General features: G+C 70.6%; 17 protein-coding genes and 1 pseudogene. 11 read left to right on the top strand and 7 right to left on the bottom strand.

Features of this window, described 5'->3' with window-relative positions; all coding sequences use genetic code 11:
- The first annotated feature begins 11 nt into the window (after nucleotides 1–11).
- Nucleotides 12–866, top strand: coding sequence for a tRNA pseudouridine(38-40) synthase TruA (gene truA, locus RLT59_RS14245; protein ID WP_311303759.1), 855 nt, complete (start codon nucleotides 12–14; stop codon nucleotides 864–866).
- Nucleotides 867–933: 67 nt separating this feature from the next.
- On the opposite strand, the gene RLT59_RS14240 is transcribed toward truA, so the two are convergent.
- Nucleotides 934–1,776, bottom strand: a complete 843-nt coding sequence (locus tag RLT59_RS14240) for a hypothetical protein (protein ID WP_311303758.1) — start codon at nucleotides 1,774–1,776, stop codon at nucleotides 934–936.
- 67 nt (nucleotides 1,777–1,843) lie between these two features.
- On the opposite strand from RLT59_RS14240, the gene RLT59_RS14235 reads away from it, so the two are divergent.
- The 4 genes from RLT59_RS14235 (at nucleotide 1,844) to glmM (ending at nucleotide 6,649) form a co-directional block, all read left to right on the top strand.
- Nucleotides 1,844–3,463 carry an ABC-F family ATP-binding cassette domain-containing protein gene (locus RLT59_RS14235; RefSeq protein WP_311303757.1) on the top strand — a complete coding sequence of 540 codons (1,620 nt, stop codon included), beginning with the start codon at nucleotides 1,844–1,846 and terminating at the stop codon, nucleotides 3,461–3,463.
- Between the two features lie 639 nt (nucleotides 3,464–4,102).
- The gene (gene rplM, locus RLT59_RS14230) at nucleotides 4,103–4,546 is read left to right on the top strand and encodes a 50S ribosomal protein L13 (RefSeq protein ID WP_024490227.1); all 444 of its coding nucleotides are present in this window, start codon (nucleotides 4,103–4,105) and stop codon (nucleotides 4,544–4,546) included.
- Between the two features lie 44 nt (nucleotides 4,547–4,590).
- Nucleotides 4,591–5,127 carry a 30S ribosomal protein S9 gene (gene rpsI / locus RLT59_RS14225; protein ID WP_024490228.1) on the top strand — a complete coding sequence of 179 codons (537 nt, stop codon included), beginning with the start codon at nucleotides 4,591–4,593 and terminating at the stop codon, nucleotides 5,125–5,127.
- A 163-nt stretch (nucleotides 5,128–5,290) separates the two neighbouring features.
- On the top strand, nucleotides 5,291–6,649 hold the full coding sequence (glmM, locus tag RLT59_RS14220; protein WP_311303756.1) for a phosphoglucosamine mutase: 1,359 nt from the start codon (nucleotides 5,291–5,293) through the stop codon (nucleotides 6,647–6,649).
- 50 nt (nucleotides 6,650–6,699) lie between these two features.
- Here the strand turns inward: glmM and RLT59_RS14215 are convergent, their stop codons facing one another.
- The 3 genes from RLT59_RS14215 to RLT59_RS14205 are packed head-to-tail and all read right to left on the bottom strand — an operon-like array spanning nucleotide 6,700 to nucleotide 9,390.
- Nucleotides 6,700–7,683 carry a DUF389 domain-containing protein gene (locus RLT59_RS14215; protein ID WP_311303755.1) on the bottom strand — a complete coding sequence of 328 codons (984 nt, stop codon included), beginning with the start codon at nucleotides 7,681–7,683 and terminating at the stop codon, nucleotides 6,700–6,702.
- A gap of 28 nt (nucleotides 7,684–7,711) precedes the next feature.
- Nucleotides 7,712–8,707, bottom strand: coding sequence for a type I pantothenate kinase (coaA, locus tag RLT59_RS14210; protein WP_311303754.1), 996 nt, complete (start codon nucleotides 8,705–8,707; stop codon nucleotides 7,712–7,714).
- A gap of 56 nt (nucleotides 8,708–8,763) precedes the next feature.
- Nucleotides 8,764–9,390 (bottom strand): LysE/ArgO family amino acid transporter, encoded by a 627-nt coding sequence (locus tag RLT59_RS14205; protein ID WP_311303753.1) that lies wholly within the window; start codon nucleotides 9,388–9,390, stop codon nucleotides 8,764–8,766.
- Nucleotides 9,391–9,459: 69 nt separating this feature from the next.
- Between RLT59_RS14205 and RLT59_RS14200 the strand changes: the two genes are divergently transcribed.
- From RLT59_RS14200 to RLT59_RS14190, 3 genes are read left to right on the top strand one after another with little or no spacing between them, the layout of a single operon-like run.
- On the top strand, nucleotides 9,460–10,383 hold the full coding sequence (locus RLT59_RS14200; protein ID WP_311307724.1) for a LysR family transcriptional regulator ArgP: 924 nt from the start codon (nucleotides 9,460–9,462) through the stop codon (nucleotides 10,381–10,383).
- Between the two features lie 7 nt (nucleotides 10,384–10,390).
- Nucleotides 10,391–10,783, top strand: a complete 393-nt coding sequence (locus RLT59_RS14195; protein WP_311303752.1) for a helix-turn-helix domain-containing protein — start codon at nucleotides 10,391–10,393, stop codon at nucleotides 10,781–10,783.
- Between the two features lie 48 nt (nucleotides 10,784–10,831).
- Nucleotides 10,832–11,245 carry a VOC family protein gene (locus tag RLT59_RS14190; protein WP_311303751.1) on the top strand — a complete coding sequence of 138 codons (414 nt, stop codon included), beginning with the start codon at nucleotides 10,832–10,834 and terminating at the stop codon, nucleotides 11,243–11,245.
- A 19-nt stretch (nucleotides 11,246–11,264) separates the two neighbouring features.
- On the opposite strand, the gene RLT59_RS14185 is transcribed toward RLT59_RS14190, so the two are convergent.
- Nucleotides 11,265–11,387: a hypothetical protein gene (locus RLT59_RS14185; RefSeq protein ID WP_311303750.1), complete on the bottom strand. Its 123-nt coding sequence runs from the start codon at nucleotides 11,385–11,387 to the stop codon at nucleotides 11,265–11,267.
- 15 nt (nucleotides 11,388–11,402) lie between these two features.
- Between RLT59_RS14185 and RLT59_RS14180 the strand changes: the two genes are divergently transcribed.
- The 3 genes from RLT59_RS14180 to RLT59_RS14170 are packed head-to-tail and all read left to right on the top strand — an operon-like array spanning nucleotide 11,403 to nucleotide 13,920.
- Entirely contained in the window at nucleotides 11,403–12,287 is an 885-nt protein-coding gene (locus RLT59_RS14180; RefSeq protein WP_311303749.1) for a hypothetical protein, read from the top strand.
- A gap of 56 nt (nucleotides 12,288–12,343) precedes the next feature.
- The gene (locus RLT59_RS14175) at nucleotides 12,344–13,474 is read left to right on the top strand and encodes a hypothetical protein (protein ID WP_311303748.1); all 1,131 of its coding nucleotides are present in this window, start codon (nucleotides 12,344–12,346) and stop codon (nucleotides 13,472–13,474) included.
- On the top strand, nucleotides 13,471–13,920 hold the full coding sequence (locus tag RLT59_RS14170; protein WP_311303747.1) for a hypothetical protein: 450 nt from the start codon (nucleotides 13,471–13,473) through the stop codon (nucleotides 13,918–13,920). Before RLT59_RS14175 ends, RLT59_RS14170 begins: the two co-directional genes overlap by 4 nt.
- 6 nt (nucleotides 13,921–13,926) lie before the next feature.
- Here the strand turns inward: RLT59_RS14170 and RLT59_RS14165 are convergent, their stop codons facing one another.
- Both RLT59_RS14165 and RLT59_RS14160 read right to left on the bottom strand, forming a co-directional pair.
- Nucleotides 13,927–14,850 carry a helix-turn-helix domain-containing protein gene (locus RLT59_RS14165; protein WP_311303746.1) on the bottom strand — a complete coding sequence of 308 codons (924 nt, stop codon included), beginning with the start codon at nucleotides 14,848–14,850 and terminating at the stop codon, nucleotides 13,927–13,929.
- A 246-nt stretch (nucleotides 14,851–15,096) separates the two neighbouring features.
- Nucleotides 15,097–15,524, bottom strand: a pseudogene (locus RLT59_RS14160) (ATP-binding protein).
- Nucleotides 15,525–15,544: the final 20 nt, after the last annotated feature.

The raw sequence follows: 15,544 nt of genomic DNA, 5'->3' as shown, positions 1-15,544 counted from the left end.
GGACCGCTGGTGTGAGTGACGTGGTGGAGCCCGGTTTCGTACGGGTGCGGCTGGACCTGGCCTACGACGGCAAGGACTTCTCCGGCTGGGCGAAGCAGACGAGCCGGCGCACGGTCCAGGGGGAGATCGAGGACGCCCTGCGCACCGTGACCCGCTCCTCGCGGACGTACGACCTGACCGTGGCCGGGCGCACCGATGCCGGGGTGCACGCGCGCGGCCAGGTCGCGCACGTGGACCTGCCGGCCGGGGTGTGGGCCGAGCACGCGGACAAGCTGCTGCGGCGGATGGCCGGGCGGATGGCGCCCGATGTGCGGATCATGCGGATCGCGGAGGCCCCGGCGGGGTTCAACGCGCGCTTCTCGGCGCTGTGGCGCAGGTACGCGTACCGGGTCGCGGACCGGCCCGGCGGCGTCGACCCGCTGATCCGGGGTCATGTCCTCTGGCACGACCGGCCGTTGGACATCGACGCGATGAACGAGGCGGCGGCGCTGATGACCGGCGAGCACGACTTCGCCGCTTACTGCAAGAAGCGCGAGGGCGCGACGACCATCCGCACCCTCCAGAAGCTGAGTTGGGTGCGGGACGAGGCGTCGGGCGTGATGACGGCGACCGTGCAGGCCGACGCGTTCTGCCACAACATGGTGCGGGCGCTGATCGGGGCGGCCCTGTTCGTCGGGGACGGGCGGCGCCCGGCCGCCTGGCCGGCCGAGGTGCTCGCTGCCCGCGTGCGCGACCCCGGGGTGCACGTGGTGCGGCCGCACGGGCTGACGCTGGAGGAAGTGGCGTACCCGGCGGACGAGTTGCTGGCCGCGCGAGCGGTGGAGGCCCGTAACGTGCGGACCCTGCCGGGGGCCGGCTGCTGCTGAGCGGCCGGCCCCCGGGCGGCGGGGTGTCAGGTGGTGGCGGCGGTGGCCGCGGCCGCCCGGTCCGAGATCACCCGGCCGCCGCCGAGGCCTGGACCTCGCCGCGGTGGCGGATCTGGCGGAACGTGAAGTCCGTCAGGTCGTTCCCCACGGTGAAGACGTTCTTGTCGGCCTTGGTGACGCTCCTGCCGTTGGTGAAGCCACTGATCGCGAAGTAGGCGTACCGGCCGTAGTAGTTGGTCGTACGGCGGCAGACGGCGCCGCCCCGGCAGAAGGTCGGCACGCCCGCGCCGCTCAGTGACGCGATGCTGCCGGAGGCCTGCTGGGCGGTCTTCTTGGCCTGGGCCTCGGTCTCGAAGACCGCCAGCCCGATCGTCACCGCCACACCGCTGCGGCTGTAGGTGGCCCGGATGACCTGGTCACAGCCGTTGTTCACGAGGATCGAGCCGAGTGCGCCCTGGGTGGTGGCGGCGCACTTCGTCGTCCGGTTCGTGGCGCCCTTGGCGTAGACGCGGTCGCCCATCCTGAGCTGCTTGCCGGGGAAGAAGGCGTCGGCGCTGACGGGCGCCCGGTCCTTCTTCACGTCGGATATGTAGTCCTTCGGGTCCGGCGGTGGCGGCGGCTGCACCGCGGAGAAGGACGGCTCCGGCTCGGCCGTCCGGCTCGGCAGGTCCGTCGCCGACGGCAGCTGACTCGCGTTCTTCCCCCCGGAAGCGCCCGTGTCGTCCTTGTCGGTCTTGATGACCGCCGTCGCCACGATCGCCGCGACGGCGGCGGTGGCCAGCGCGCCCCCGCCGATCATCAGCCACCTCTTGCGCCTGGTCCGCGCCGCGGACCGGTCGGCCAGAGCCGACCAGTCCGGAGTACCACTCTCCCCTGGCCCCCAGGAGGGCCCCCCTTGCCCAAAGCTCATGCCGCGAATCCTAGACGGAACACAAACCGGTTGGGCCAGAGCTTCGCGGGCCGTGACAATGCTGTGTATGGGACATCTTGAAGCAGGCCATCTGGAGTACTACCTACCGGACGGGCGGGTGCTGCTCGGCGATGCTTCGTTCCGTGTGGCGGACGGCGCGGTGGTCGCCCTCGTCGGGGCGAACGGGGCCGGGAAGACCACGCTGCTGCGGCTGCTCGCCGGTGAGCTCCAGCCGCACGGCGGCTCGGTCTCGGTGAGCGGCGGGCTCGGCGTGATGCAGCAGTTCGTCGGCTCGGTACGCGACGAGCGCACCGTGCGCGACCTGCTGGTCTCCGTCGCCCAGCCCCGTATCCGCGAGGCCGCGCGCGCCGTCGACCGGGCCGAGGAGAAGATCCTCACCGTGGACGACGAGGCCGCGCAGATGGCGTACGCGCAGGCGCTCAGCGACTGGGCGGAGGCGCGCGGGTACGAGGCCGAGACCGTCTGGGACATGTGCACCACGGCGGCGCTCGGCGTCCCGTACGAGAAGGCGCAGTGGCGCGAGGTGCGCACGCTCTCCGGCGGTGAGCAGAAGCGGCTGGTCCTGGAGGCGCTGCTGCGCGGGCCCGACGAGGTGCTGCTCCTCGACGAGCCGGACAACTATCTCGACGTCCCCGGAAAGCGCTGGCTGGAGGAGAAGCTGAAGGAGACGCGTAAGACGGTCCTCTTCGTCTCCCACGACCGGGAGCTGCTGTCCCGGGCCGCCGAGAAGATCGTCAGCGTGGAGCCCAGTGCGGCCGGCAGCGACGTATGGGTGCACGGCGGCGGCTTCGCCACGTACCACCAGGCCCGCAAGGAGCGGTTCGCGCGCTTCGAGGAGCTGCTGCGGCGCTGGGAGGAGGAGCACGCCCGGCTGAAGGCGCTCGTCCTGCGGATGCGGCAGCAGGCGGCGAACAGCCCCGACATGGCGAACCGCTACCACGCGATGCAGACCCGGTTCAAGAAGTTCGAGGACGCGGGCCCGCCGCCGGAGCCGCCCCGCGAGCAGGACATCCGGATGCGGCTGCGCGGCGGCCGGACCGGGATGCGGGCGGTGACCTGCAAGAACCTGGAGCTGACCGGCCTGATGAAGCCGTTCGACCTGGAGATCTTCTACGGGGAGCGGGTCGCCGTCCTCGGCTCCAACGGGTCGGGCAAGTCGCACTTCCTGCGGCTCCTGGCCGGTGAGCCGGTGGCGCACACGGGGGAGTGGAAGCTCGGGGCGAGGGTGGTGGCCGGGCACTTCGCGCAGACCCACGCCCACCCTGAGCTGCTCGGCAAGACGCTCGTCGAGATCCTGTGGACGGAGCAGGCGAAGGACCGGGGCGGCGCGATGTCGGTGCTGCGGCGGTACGAGCTGGAGCGGCAGGGCGACCAGCCCTTCGAGAAGCTGTCCGGCGGGCAGCAGGCGCGCTTCCAGATCCTGCTCCTTGAGCTGGCCGGCACGACGGCGCTGCTGCTGGACGAGCCGACGGACAACCTGGACCTGGAGTCGGCCGAGGCGCTCCAGGACGGCCTTGAGGTGTACGACGGCACGGTGATGGCCGTCACGCACGACCGCTGGTTCGCGAAGTCCTTCGACCGGTACCTGGTCTTCGGCTCCGACGGGATCGTCCGGGAGACGGCGGAGCCGGTCTGGGACGAACGCCGGGTGTCGCGGACTCGGTGACGTGCCCTCGGCCGGCCGGGCGGGCGCGCGGGATTTGTGCGCCGGTCTCCTGGGCGCGGGGTTCCGTCCTCAAGCGCCGGACGGGCTTGGTGTGCGGGTGCGGTTTTGTTCTTGGGGTGCGCCTGCCCCCGGTGGGTGGGGGCCCCTCCGGGGAGACTCCTCGGAAATGGCGTGTTCACCCGGGTACGCCAGGGACCCGGGTCGTACGCCATTCCCTGCGGGGACTCCCCTGCACGTCCCCACCCCTGCATCACTCGCGTCTGCACACCGGCCAGACCGCTGTCGCAGACGCGAGGCGGCCGGGTTCGGGGGCGCCCAGCGGGGGACCCGCACAACCAAGCCCGTCCGGCGATTGAGGACGGAACCCCGCACTAAGGAAGCCCGCGCCTCAAACCCGCGCGCCCCCCCGCCCAAGGGCACCGTTTTGACCCGTCCGGGGCGTGGCGGGTACTCTCGGGCGTTGTTATACGTATTGGCTTCGTCGTTCTCACGCGAAGGGCCCTTACGTAGGTTCTCTGGAGCAGTTACCAGTGGCTCGCATACGGGCAGCGTCCCCGGCATTGTCAGCCCCAGCTGCATGATCGCTTCAGAGGTGCCATGTGTCTGGACCCCATCCACTGAAGAAGCGAAGGCTACGAAGTGCGTACGTACAGCCCCAAGCCCGGCGATGTCACTCGCCAGTGGCACATCATCGACGCCGAGGACATCGTCCTGGGCCGTCTGGCCACCACGGCTGCGAACCTCCTCCGAGGCAAGCACAAGGCGATCTACGCCCCCCACATGGACATGGGCGACTTCGTCATCATCATCAACGCCGAGAAGGTTCACCTCTCCGGCAACAAGAAGACCCAGAAGATGGCGTACCGCCACTCCGGGTTCCCGGGCGGTCTGCGCTCCGTGCGCTACGACGAGCTTCTCGCGAAGAACCCCGAGAAGGCTGTCGAGAAGGCCATCAAGGGCATGATCCCCAAGAACACTCTGGGTCGCCAGATGATCTCGAAGCTCAAGGTCTACGCGGGTGACCAGCACCCGCACGCTGCCCAGCAGCCGGTCCCGTTCGAGATCACCCAGGTCGCGCAGTAGTTCCGGCCTCCCCCTAAGACGTACAGAAAGATCTGAGGAGAATCGTGGCCGAGACCACTGCAGAGACGCCCGTCGAGGGCACCGAGGTCACCGAGGGCGAAGAGACCTTCGCCGAGGTGACCACCTTCGAGTCCGAGGTGCCCGTCGAGGGCGAGTACACCTCGGAGTCGCTCGTGGGCCGCTTCGGCGACCCGCAGCCGGCGGCCGGCCTCGGCCGTCGCAAGAACGCCATCGCCCGCGTCCGGATCATCCCGGGCACCGGCAAGTGGAAGATCAACGGTCGCACCCTTGAGGACTACTTCCCCAACAAGGTGCACCAGCAGGAAGTCAACGAGCCCTTCAAGGTGCTTGAGCTCGACGGCCGCTACGACGTCATCGCCCGCATCTCGGGTGGCGGCGTCTCCGGCCAGGCCGGTGCCCTGCGCCTCGGTGTCGCCCGTTCGCTGAACGAGGCGGACGAGGACAACAACCGCGCCACGCTGAAGAAGGCCGGCTTCCTCTCCCGCGACGACCGTGCGGTCGAGCGCAAGAAGGCCGGTCTCAAGAAGGCCCGTAAGGCCCCGCAGTACAGCAAGCGCTAAACCGCCTGCTCATCCGCGTTACACGTTCGCCCCGGCGGCACACCTCGTGCTGCCGGGGCGTTCGTTTATTGACAGCCTCGGGCATATAACGGCATAAGACGTTCATACGCCCGTGGACTGCCTGGTCTGTTTTTGCGTTTCGGAGCACCTTCGGAGGACACCAGTGGGACGACTCTTCGGCACGGACGGCGTGCGCGGTGTCGCCAATGCGGACCTGACGGCTGAGCTCGCGCTCGGTCTCTCGGTCGCTGCGGCGCACGTACTGGGCGAGGTGGGCACCTTCGAGGGCCACCGGCCGACGGCCGTGGTCGGCAGAGATCCCCGTGCCTCCGGAGAGTTCCTGGAGGCCGCCGTGGTGGCGGGCCTCGCCAGCGCGGGCGTCGACGTCCTGCGTGTCGGTGTGCTGCCGACCCCCGCCGTGGCGTACCTCACCGGTGCACTGGGCGCCGACATCGGCGTGATGCTCTCCGCCAGCCACAACGCCATGCCGGACAACGGCATCAAGTTCTTCGCCCGAGGCGGCCACAAGCTCGCGGACGAGCTGGAGGACCGCATCGAGACGGTCTACGAGCAGCACCGCACGGGCGAGCCGTGGGCCCGTCCCACCGGCGCCGGAGTGGGCCGCATCAGCGACTACGCGGAGGGCTTCGACCGCTACGTCGCTCACCTGATCGGCGTACTGCCCAACCGGCTCGACGGACTGAAGGTCGTACTCGACGAGGCGCACGGTGCCGCGGCCCGTGTCTCGCCGGAGGCGTTCGCCCGCGCCGGGGCCGAGATCGTCACGATCGGCGCGGAGCCGGACGGGCTGAACATCAACGACGGCTGCGGTTCCACGCACCTGGAGCTGCTGCGCGCCGCCGTCGTCGAGCACGGCGCCGACCTCGGCATCGCGCACGACGGCGACGCCGACCGCTGCCTGGCCGTGGACGCGGCGGGCGAGGAGATCGACGGCGACCAGATCCTGGCCGTCCTCGCCCTCGCCATGCGCGACGCGGGGCAGCTCCGCAAGGGCACCGTGGTCGGCACCGTGATGTCGAACCTCGGCTTCAAGATCGCCATGGAGCGGGAGGGCATCGAGCTCGTCCAGACCGCGGTGGGCGACCGCTATGTGCTGGAGTCGATGAAGGAGCAGGGCTACGCGCTGGGCGGCGAGCAGTCCGGCCACGTCATCGTCCTGGACCACGCCACGACCGGCGACGGCACGCTGACCGGCCTGATGCTGGCGGCCAGGGTCGCCGCCACCGGCCGTACGCTCGCCGAGCTGGCGGGTGTGATGGAGCGCCTGCCGCAGGTCCTCATCAACGTGCCGGACGTCGACAAGTCCCGGGTGTCCACCTCCCCGGAGCTGGCCGTGGCCGTGGCCGAGGCCGAACGCGAGCTGGGCGCCACCGGACGCGTGCTGCTGCGCAAGTCGGGCACGGAGCCGCTGGTACGGGTCATGGTCGAGGCCGCCGACATCGAGCAGGCGCGCGCGGTGGCCGGCCGGCTGGCCGACGTGGTGAAGTCCGCGCTGGGATAGCGGGGGCCGGAGTCGGGGCCGGGGGCGGGTGCCGGGTGCTGGGGGCGTCCTCAGCCCCCGGCTCCGCGCCGGCCCGCGGCCGTCCGCGCCGGGGGCCGGACGTTCGCACCCCGGTTGCGGGCCGCCCGCCACAGGGCCTTCTGCGCCAGCAGGGTCAGCGTTCCCGCCAGCACGATCCCGCCGAGGTTCGCCAGCAGCTGCTGCACGGAGCCGCTCATCTGGCCGTAGTCGCTGTAGCTGAACGCCACCGCCGCGTTGGCCGCGGCCGGCACGGTCGTCACCGAGATCGCGACCCCGATCAGCGCGCCGGACTTGGCCGAGGTGAGGGAGAGCGTCCCGGCGATGCCCGCGAGGAACGCGACCACGAGCGACATCCAGTCGGGCTGCCAGACGAAGGCCGTGTTGGGCCGGTCCGCCTCGATCATCCCCCTGTCGAACAGCCCGAGGACGTCCATCAGCCAGGCGAAACCGGCCGTCAGCACCATCGCGGCGGCGAAGCCGCCGATCAGTGCCAGCAGCGAGCGCCAGACCAGTCGAGGAGCCCGCTGCACCAGGGCCGTGGAGATCCCGGCCAGCGGACCGAACTCCGGGCCCACCGCCATCGCGCCCACGATCAGGATCGCGTTGTCGAGCATGACACCGCAGGCCGCGAGCATCGTCGCGACCGCGAGGAACGCCACGTAGGTGACGCTGAACGTCGACTCCTCGTGGGTCGCCTCCGTCAGCTCCTCCCACAGCACCGCGTCCGCGCCCTCGCCCGGTGCGTCCGCCTCGGCCCGGTCGGCGCGGGCGGAGAGCGTCAGGTCCATGTTCTCGACGGTGATCGAGCCGTACTCGTCCACGCCGAGCGCCCGCAGCGCCCCGATCAGCTCGTCGCCCGCCTCCCGCGCCACGTCGCACAGCACCATGTCGCCCACCGGGTCGCGGGCCACGCCCGGCAGCACCACGAGATGGGCGGTGCCGACGGTCCGCTCCAGCAGCTCCGTCACCTCGTCCGTACGGCCGGTGCGCACGATCAGACGCAGATGCAGCACAACGCGCTCCTCGGGTGGGTCCTGCGGCTCAGAGCTTGCGCAGGGACAGCCGCTGGACCTTGTGGTCGGGGCCCTTGCGGAGCACCAGGGTGGCACGGCCCCGGGTCGGCGCGACGTTCTCCACCAGATTCGGCTTGTTGATGGTCCGCCACATCGTCGCCGCGTACTCCAGCGCCTCCTCCTCGGAGACCTGCGTGTACTTGCGGAAGTACGAGGACGGGTCCTGGAACGCCGTCTCGCGCAGCTTGCGGAAGCGGTTGAGGTACCAGGTCCCGATGTCCTCGGGCCGGGCGTCCACGTACACGCTGAAGTCGAAGTAGTCCGCCAGCCCGACCCTGGTGCGGCCGTCCTTGCCGGGGAGCGCGGGCTGGAGCACGTTCAGCCCCTCGACGATGAGGATGTCGGGGCGCCGGACGGTGAGCCGCTCACCGGGCACGATGTCGTAGATCAGGTGCGAGTAGACGGGGGCGGTCACCTCGTCCTTGCCCGCCTTGATGTCCGCCACGAAGCGGGTCAGGGCGCGCCGGTCGTAGGACTCCGGGAACCCCTTGCGCGACATCAGCCCGCGCGCGTGGAGCTCCTTCATCGGCAGCAGGAACCCGTCGGTGGTCACCCGCTCCACCCGGGGGTGCTCCGGCCAGCGGGCCAGCAGCGCCTGGAGGAGCCGGGCACTGGTCGACTTCCCGACGGCGACGCTGCCCGCGACCCCTATGACGAACGGGGTGCCGCGCTGCGCCCCCTGCCCGTTGCCCGCGTCCCCGAGAAAGGTGTTCAGCGCGCCACGCAGCCCGGACGTGGCCTGCACGTACAGGTTGAGGAGCCGGGAGAGCGGCAGGTAGACGTCCCGCACCTCGTCGAGGTCGATGACGTCCCCGAGCCCGCGCAGCCGCTCCACCTCCTCGGCGGTCAGCGGCAGCGGCGTCTTGTCGCGCAGCGCGCTCCACTCCGCTCGGGAGAGGTCGACGTACGGCGTCGCGGCGTGCTCGGCGCGTCGGTTCGTGCTCCGTGTCGGCGAAGTGATCACAAGTTCATTGTCCCGGGAATCCGAACGGAGCGGGGGTGGGGTCGGTCACGTGGGGGTCAGACGGAACGGGCCAGCAGCATGGTGCCCATCGTGAGCATCGTGGCCGCGACGAGTGCGTCCAGGATCCGCCAGGCGGTGGGGCGGTCGAGGATTCCGCTGAGCAGCCGGGCGCCGTAGGCGAGGCCGGCGAACCAGACCAGGCTGGCCAGGATCGCTCCGAGGCCGAAGGCCCAGCGCAGCGGGCCGCGTTCGGCGGCGACCGAGCCGAGCAGCAGCACGGTGTCCAGGTACACGTGCGGGTTGAGCCAGGTCAGGGCCAGGCAGGTGAGCACCGCTGTACGGATGGAGCCCGTCGAGGCGCCCTCCGTCGTCAGCGCCTGTCCGGAGGCTGGTCGCAGGGCGCGGCGGGCGGCCAGGGCGCCGTAACAGAGCAGGTAGCCGCCGCCGGCCAGGCCGACCGCGGTCAGCGCGGTGGGCCAGGCGGCCACCACCGTTCCCAGCCCGGCCACGCCCAGGGCGATGAGGGCGGCATCGGACGCGGCGCAGATGCCCACCACCGCGAGCACGGCCTGCCTGCGCACGCCCTGGCGCAGGACGAAGGCGTTCTGCGCGCCGATGGCGACGATGAGGGAGAGGCCCGTACTGAATCCGGCGATGGCCACCGGGAGGATGTCGCTGTTCACGCCGTCGACGCTAGGGAGCGCGGGGTCATCAGTACAGCTAAACTTTCTTAGGTAAGATTAGCAATTGTGATGATCGAGCTCCCGTCCGACCACATGCGCACGCTGCTCGCCGTCGTGGCCGAGGGCACCTTCGACGCCGCCGCCGCGGTTCTGCATGTGACGCCGTCCGCGGTCAGCCAGCGGATCAAGGCCCTGGAGCAGCGCACCGGCCGCGTGCTGCTGATGCGCACGAAGCCGGTCAGGCTGACGGAGTCCGGCCGGGTGGTGGTGCGGTACGCGCGCCAACTGGCCGCGCTGGAGCGGGAAGCGCACCTGGAGCTGGGCATCGCGGACGTTTCGGGCCCGGCGCGGCTGCCCATGGCGGTGAACGCGGACTCGCTGGCCACCTGGTTCCTCACCGCACTGACCCGGGTGCCGCAGGAGGTGCCGGTCTGCTTCGAGCTGCATCGCGAGGACGAGACGCACACCGCGACGCTGTTGCGCGAGGGGCAGGTCATGGCGGCGGTGACGTCCTCCGCGGAGCCGGTCGCGGGCTGCGTCGTGCGGCCGCTCGGACTGGCCCGCTACCTGCCGGTGGCGAGCCCCCGGTTCGCGGAACGCCACCTGGGAACGGCGCCCCTTGAGCGCTCGCTGTCCGAGGCGCCGGTGATCGTCTTCGACCGCCGGGACGAACTCCAGGACCGCTTCGTCCGGTCCCTCTCGCCCAGCGCCCCTGGCGCGGGCCGGATGCGTCACCACGTGCCCACGTCGGAGGGGTTCTGCGAGGCGGTGGCCGCCGGTCTCGGCTGGGGCCTGGTCCCGGAGACGCAGGCGGACCCGCTGCTGCGGTCGGGCGCCCTGGTGGAGCTGGCGCCGGGGCGGCGGCTGGACGTGCCGCTGTACTGGCAGCACTGGAAGCTGGACGTGCCCGCGCTGGCCGTCGTGACCGGAGTCATCGCCGCCACCGCGGCCGAGTTCCTGTACGGGGATCCGTCCCCCGCCCCCGTGGTGTGATGGCGGGGTGAGCCGCGCCGCAGAAGAGTCGAACCGCCGGATGCTCCGGGCCCGGGACACGATGGACCGGTCCTACGCGCAGCCGCTGGACGTGCCCGCCCTGGCCCGCATCGCGCACGTCTCTCCGGCGCACTTCTCGCGCACCTTCCGGGCCACGTTCGGCGAGACGCCGCACCGCTACCTGCAGCGCCGCCGGGTGGAGCGCGCGATGTTCCTGCTGCGGGAGACCGGCCGCAGCGTGACGGACATCTGCTTCGAGGTCGGCTTCGGCAGCACCGGCACGTTCAGCCGTACGTTCGGCGCGATCGTCGGCCGCTCACCGAGGGCGTACCGCAAGGAATCCGTCCCGACGGGCGTACCCACGTGCTTCACGATGGCCTGGACGAGGCCCAGCGACTGAGCAGTTCCGGATAAGTTTTCCGGCCCCGGCGCCCGTAGCGTTGAGCACATGTTCAACGCGATCACACACTCACAGATCTACGTCCTCGACCAGGACCAGGCCCTCGACTTCTACGTCGGCAAGCTCGGCCTGGAGGTCGCCGCCGATGTCGACATGGGCTTCATGCGCTGGCTCGCCGTCAGCGTCCCCGGCCACCCCGAGCGCCAGATCCTGCTGGAGCGGCCGGGCGCCCCCGCGATGTCCGAGGAGACCGCGGAGCAGGTACGCGAGCTGGTGACCAAGGGCGCCATGGGCGGCTGGCTCATCCTCACCACGGACGACTGCCGCAAGACGTACGAGACGCTGCTCGCCAAGGGCGTCGAGTTCACCGAAGAGCCCACAGAGCGCGACTACGGAATCGACTGCGGCCTGCGCGACCCGTTCGGCAACCGCCTCCGCTTCACCCAGCTCAAGACCGCCTGAGGGCGGCCCCACGGGCGCGTCAGGCCAGGATCGGGATGAGCCCCAGCCCGAAGACGGCGTAGAACAGCGCCGCCACGGCCGGCCGCCCGGGGGTGAGCCGGTGGGCGCGCATCGTCAGCAGCAGGTAGACGATCGCGGCCATGGGTCGCTCGGCGTGATGCGGGTGCTCCTGTACCTGATGTTCGGCCTCACGCTGCTGGGCGGCGTCGACGTGCTGAACTCGCTTCTGGGGCTGGGCAGTCGCATCACGCCGATGCTCTCTCTGATGGCGCTGTACGCGGTCGTGCCGGGGATCGCCGCCTTGATTCTGGCGAGGCTCGTGTGGACCGGTGGGAAAGCGGTCTGGATCGGGCTGATCGTGCTCCAGGTCTGGCTGCTGGCCGGCGGCATCGTCAACCTGTACGAGGGCTCGACGCGCGGGCTCAGCCAGCTGCTGCTGCCGGGCGTGCTGCTGGCCCTGGCCGGTGTGGGCGCCAGTCGGTCCTGGTTCGAACTGCCGCCGCAGCAGCGTGCGGTGAGACCGCGTTGGACGCGGGAACGGTTCCGCCGGGAGGCGTTCCCGTCGCTCCCGCACCTGATCACCTGGCGCCGGAACCGTGGCCAGACGTCGGTCGAGTACCTCGGCCTGATCACCCTGGTCGCCGTCATCATCGGCGTACTCCTGCTCAGCGGCACGGGGCCCAGATCACGGGCCGCATCCAGGAGGCGGTGTGCAGCCTCGTCGGGGAGGACGACTGCTCGGGCGACACGGTCGCAGGGGATGACGGCGGGCAGGGCGGTGATCCCTCCGGTGGCGACAGCGGCGGTGCTGCCGCAGGCGGTAGCAGTGGTGGGAAGTCCGGGGGCAACAACTCTGAGGGGAGCGACTCCGGTGGTGACGACTCCAGCAGCGGTGGAAGCGACTCCGGGGGAGGAGACAGCGGCGGTAGCGACTCCGGTGGCGATGATTCCAGCAGCGGCGGAGGAAGCGACGGCGGTGGTGACTCCAGCGGTGGTGACTCCGGTGGAGGCGACTCCGGAGGGAACTCCAGCGGCGGTCTGATCAGTGGCGGCCTGCTCAGCGGTGGGCTCATCACTGGCGGTCCGATCAGTGGCGGAATGGCCAGCGGCGGCTCGTCCAGCAGCAGTGACAGCGGCGGGAAGTCCGGCGGGACCAACTCCACCGGCGGGGACTCCACCGGCGGGGACTCCGGTGGTGATGAAGACGACTGCGACGACAGCGGATCGTCGTCCGGTGGTTCGGCGGCTTCCGGTGGCGCAGCGAGCATCGGTGGGGGAAGGAGCATCGGTGGGGCAGGGCCCCGCCTCATCTCGCTCTGCGACGACGACGGCGACGACGATGACGACGACGACAAGGACGACTGCCGGGACGACAACGCCGCCTACCGCAGCGGCCTGACCACCGTCGCCCCCGGCAACGGGCGCTACACGCTCGCCCCGGCCGCTGCTCCGCACCGGGTCCTCATCAGCGGCAGGCTCGCAGCCGGGCAGAGGAGCCCTTCTCCGATGGAAGTGATGGAGAAGGTGTCCGGGTTCGCCCTCCCCGGTATCGACAGGTACCAGGACGTGGAGGACCGGCTCTCCAACGCGATCGGGCTCACGGACCCGCCGCCCCCGCCGATCAAGGACGACCCCGAGCCGGACCCCGAGCCCTCTGACGACTGCTCCTCTGACGACTCCGACGACTCCGACGACTCCGACGACTCCGACGACCCGGATGACGACAAGTGCCCGGTGGTCGCGGCCCCCGGCCGCGAGGCCGAGCGGGGTGGCGTCCTGCGTGTGTCCGCCGTGGCCAATGGTGGTATCCGGAACGCGGCCGACGACTGCGACGACGACACCCCTCCGCCCGACAAGAAGTTCGGCGACGACCGGAGCAAGGAGCAGAACCGCGCCTCGATCGACGATCTGAATCCGGGCGAAGGGTTCACCGGCGTCTGGCAGCCGGGCGGCAAGATGAGAGGAAGGCTGAGCGGTGACGCCGAGGGGGCCTTGGTCAACCGTCGCGGCGGACACGCCAAGATCAACCGGGAGGACTTCGGCAACGCCGACGACACCGTGGGCTTCGCGGCCATCAAGAAGCCGGACGGCAACCTGGAGGTGACCTTCATCTCCGGCCTCAACCTGGCCCACTTCGGGGGCCGCACCACTGTGCCGGAGAAGTACAAGAAGGAGATCATCGAGGAGCTGGCGGACATCACCGGACTGAAGGTGGAAGAGAAGAAGTGAGTGCGAACGGCAGTGGCGACGGTGTGCGGGCCCACGGGGAGGCGTTCGTCGTCGGCGGCCTCCCCGTCCCGCCCGAGCTGGCCGGACTCATCAGGACGGGGAAGTGGGTGCCACCCGCTGTGGAGATCCTGCGCCGGATCTTCGACGACGAGCCCGTGCAGCCGTGCTTCTACAGCGAGAGCGTCCTCGTACGGGAGAACAACGACTGGCACACCGAGACGGACCCCGTCTGGCTGGGGGATCCGGCCGACGAGAGGAACGAGGGGATCGTCCCGGAACGGTCGCTCTCGATCGCGGACCTCGGTCCGGACATGCCGGTCATGCTCGACTACCGCGAGTCGCTCACCGCTCCGCGTGTGCTGTACATGAACGACACGGTGTGGGTACAAGTGGCCGCGAACATAGGTCAGTTGATTGCCCTCCTGTATCCCGACGAGAGCAGCTGAAGGTTGCTACGCGGTGAGGGACGGCTCCGCGAGGCAATCGCCGCATCTGCCGGGCTCGGGGGCTCTGAACGCGCGGTCGCAGTCGTCGCAGTTCTGGAGCGGCACCGGAGGCGGGGTGAACGGTGCGGGCGGGACGGCGGCCGGGAGCAGTGTGCTCAGCCGGTGCGCCAGCAGCTTGGCCGGGTACTTCAGGGGTACGGGCAGGTCCGTCGTCAGGGCCAGGGTGATCGAGGCGGGGGCGGCGTCGCGTTCCAGCCAGGCCGCTACGGCGGGCGCGAGGCTGCGGATGTCGTTCTCGGAGAGGACGAGTACGGGCGCCTCGCGCCGCAGTCCGAGCAGGATGGCCGACGCGCGTCGGCGCAGGTCCGGGGTGGGTTCCTGCCGCCGGGGGGCGGGGACGGAGATGGGGACCGGTACGGGAGTGAGCGCGGGGGCCGGTGCGGCAACCAGGACCGGAGCCGGAACCTCAACCGGGGCCGCTGCCGGGGCAGGAACAGGAACGGGGGCAGGAACAGGAACGGGAGCAGGAACAGGAACGGGAGCGGGCGGCGGGGCCGCCGCCACGTCGCACGGCTTGTTGTACGACGTCGAGCGCGTGATCACGCGGCCACTGGCCAGGCGCTCGCGGGTGCGCTTCAGATAGCCCTTGGTTTCGAGTTCGCGCAAGGCCTCAGCGATGCGGTACTCGCTCTCCGGGAAGCGCTCGACCAGGAACTTGATGCCGATCTTGGCCCCGTCCGGCAGTGACTGGATGTGTACGGCGAGCCCGATCGCGACCAGTGAAAGTTCCTGGTGCTGGGCGAGATGGTTGCCCACGACCGTGAAGTGACTGGTGTGGCGCACGTTGACGTGGACGACACCGCCGGACCGGGCGCCTGACGAGGTGCCTGAAGAGGCGCGCGAAGGCGCGATATTCTGCTGGTTATCCATCGGGAAGATCTGCTGCTTCCTCTTGGTCAGGCCCTCGCTCGGGATTGCTGTCCCGGCGGGGGCCGTCTCTTGTCTGGAGTTGGTTTCGTGAGCATATGCCAGGCAACCTGGGCGAAATCCAGCTCAGTTGGCCAACCTCACCCGTGTGAGTGACGGGCGCCCACGCGGGTGCGCGGGGGCCCGCTGAGGTCCACCGGGATGGGTTGGGCGGGGTCCACCGCGTCGCGGCCGACCGCGACGCGGTGGTCACGATCCGGTGAGGGAGAGCTCCGCCCAGACCGTCTTGCGCGGGAACGGGCCGTGCCGGACGCCCCAGCGCGTGGCAGTGCCTCGACGAGAAGGAGCCCCCGCCCGGACTCGTACGCCGCGTACACCTCAGAGTGATCCAGCACCCGGGGCAGCCGCTCCCCGCGTGCGTCCGACACCTCGATGCGCAGCGTGTCCCCGGTGACCGCCAGCAGGATGCGGAAGTCGCGCCCCGGTACGTAACCGTGCATCACCGCGTTCGACGCCAGCTCAGCGATGACCTGTCTGGCGTCGTCCAGCGGCAGCCCCCAGGAGCGGAGCTGTTCGGTCGCCAGCAGCCGGGCGAGCCGGGCGCCTCGACGGGTCGCGGAGAGCTGCACGGCGAACTGTCCTCTGTCTGCACGCGGTTGGGTGATTTCTCGGTTCACGTCACTCAGCGTGGCCGCCC

Source organism: Streptomyces sp. ITFR-6 (assembly GCF_031844725.1).
Classification (GTDB): Bacteria; Actinomycetota; Actinomycetes; order Streptomycetales; family Streptomycetaceae; genus Streptomyces.
This window is presented reverse-complemented; position numbering and strand designations above follow the sequence as displayed.

Excerpts from the sequence above, each read along its gene's own strand:
- RLT59_RS14240 (WP_311303758.1), bottom strand. The coding sequence starts at position 1,776 with ATGAGCTTTGGGCAAGGGGGGCCCTCCTGGGGGCCAGGGGAGAGTGGT.
- RLT59_RS14235 (WP_311303757.1), top strand. The coding sequence starts at position 1,844 with ATGGGACATCTTGAAGCAGGCCATCTGGAGTACTACCTACCGGACGGG.
- RLT59_RS14200 (WP_311307724.1), top strand. The coding sequence starts at position 9,460 with ATGATCGAGCTCCCGTCCGACCACATGCGCACGCTGCTCGCCGTCGTG.
- RLT59_RS14190 (WP_311303751.1), top strand. The coding sequence starts at position 10,832 with ATGTTCAACGCGATCACACACTCACAGATCTACGTCCTCGACCAGGAC.
- RLT59_RS14185 (WP_311303750.1), bottom strand. The coding sequence starts at position 11,387 with ATGGCCGCGATCGTCTACCTGCTGCTGACGATGCGCGCCCACCGGCTC.
- RLT59_RS14180 (WP_311303749.1), top strand. The coding sequence starts at position 11,403 with ATGCGGGTGCTCCTGTACCTGATGTTCGGCCTCACGCTGCTGGGCGGC.
- RLT59_RS14175 (WP_311303748.1), top strand. The coding sequence starts at position 12,344 with ATGGCCAGCGGCGGCTCGTCCAGCAGCAGTGACAGCGGCGGGAAGTCC.
- RLT59_RS14165 (WP_311303746.1), bottom strand. The coding sequence starts at position 14,850 with ATGGATAACCAGCAGAATATCGCGCCTTCGCGCGCCTCTTCAGGCACC.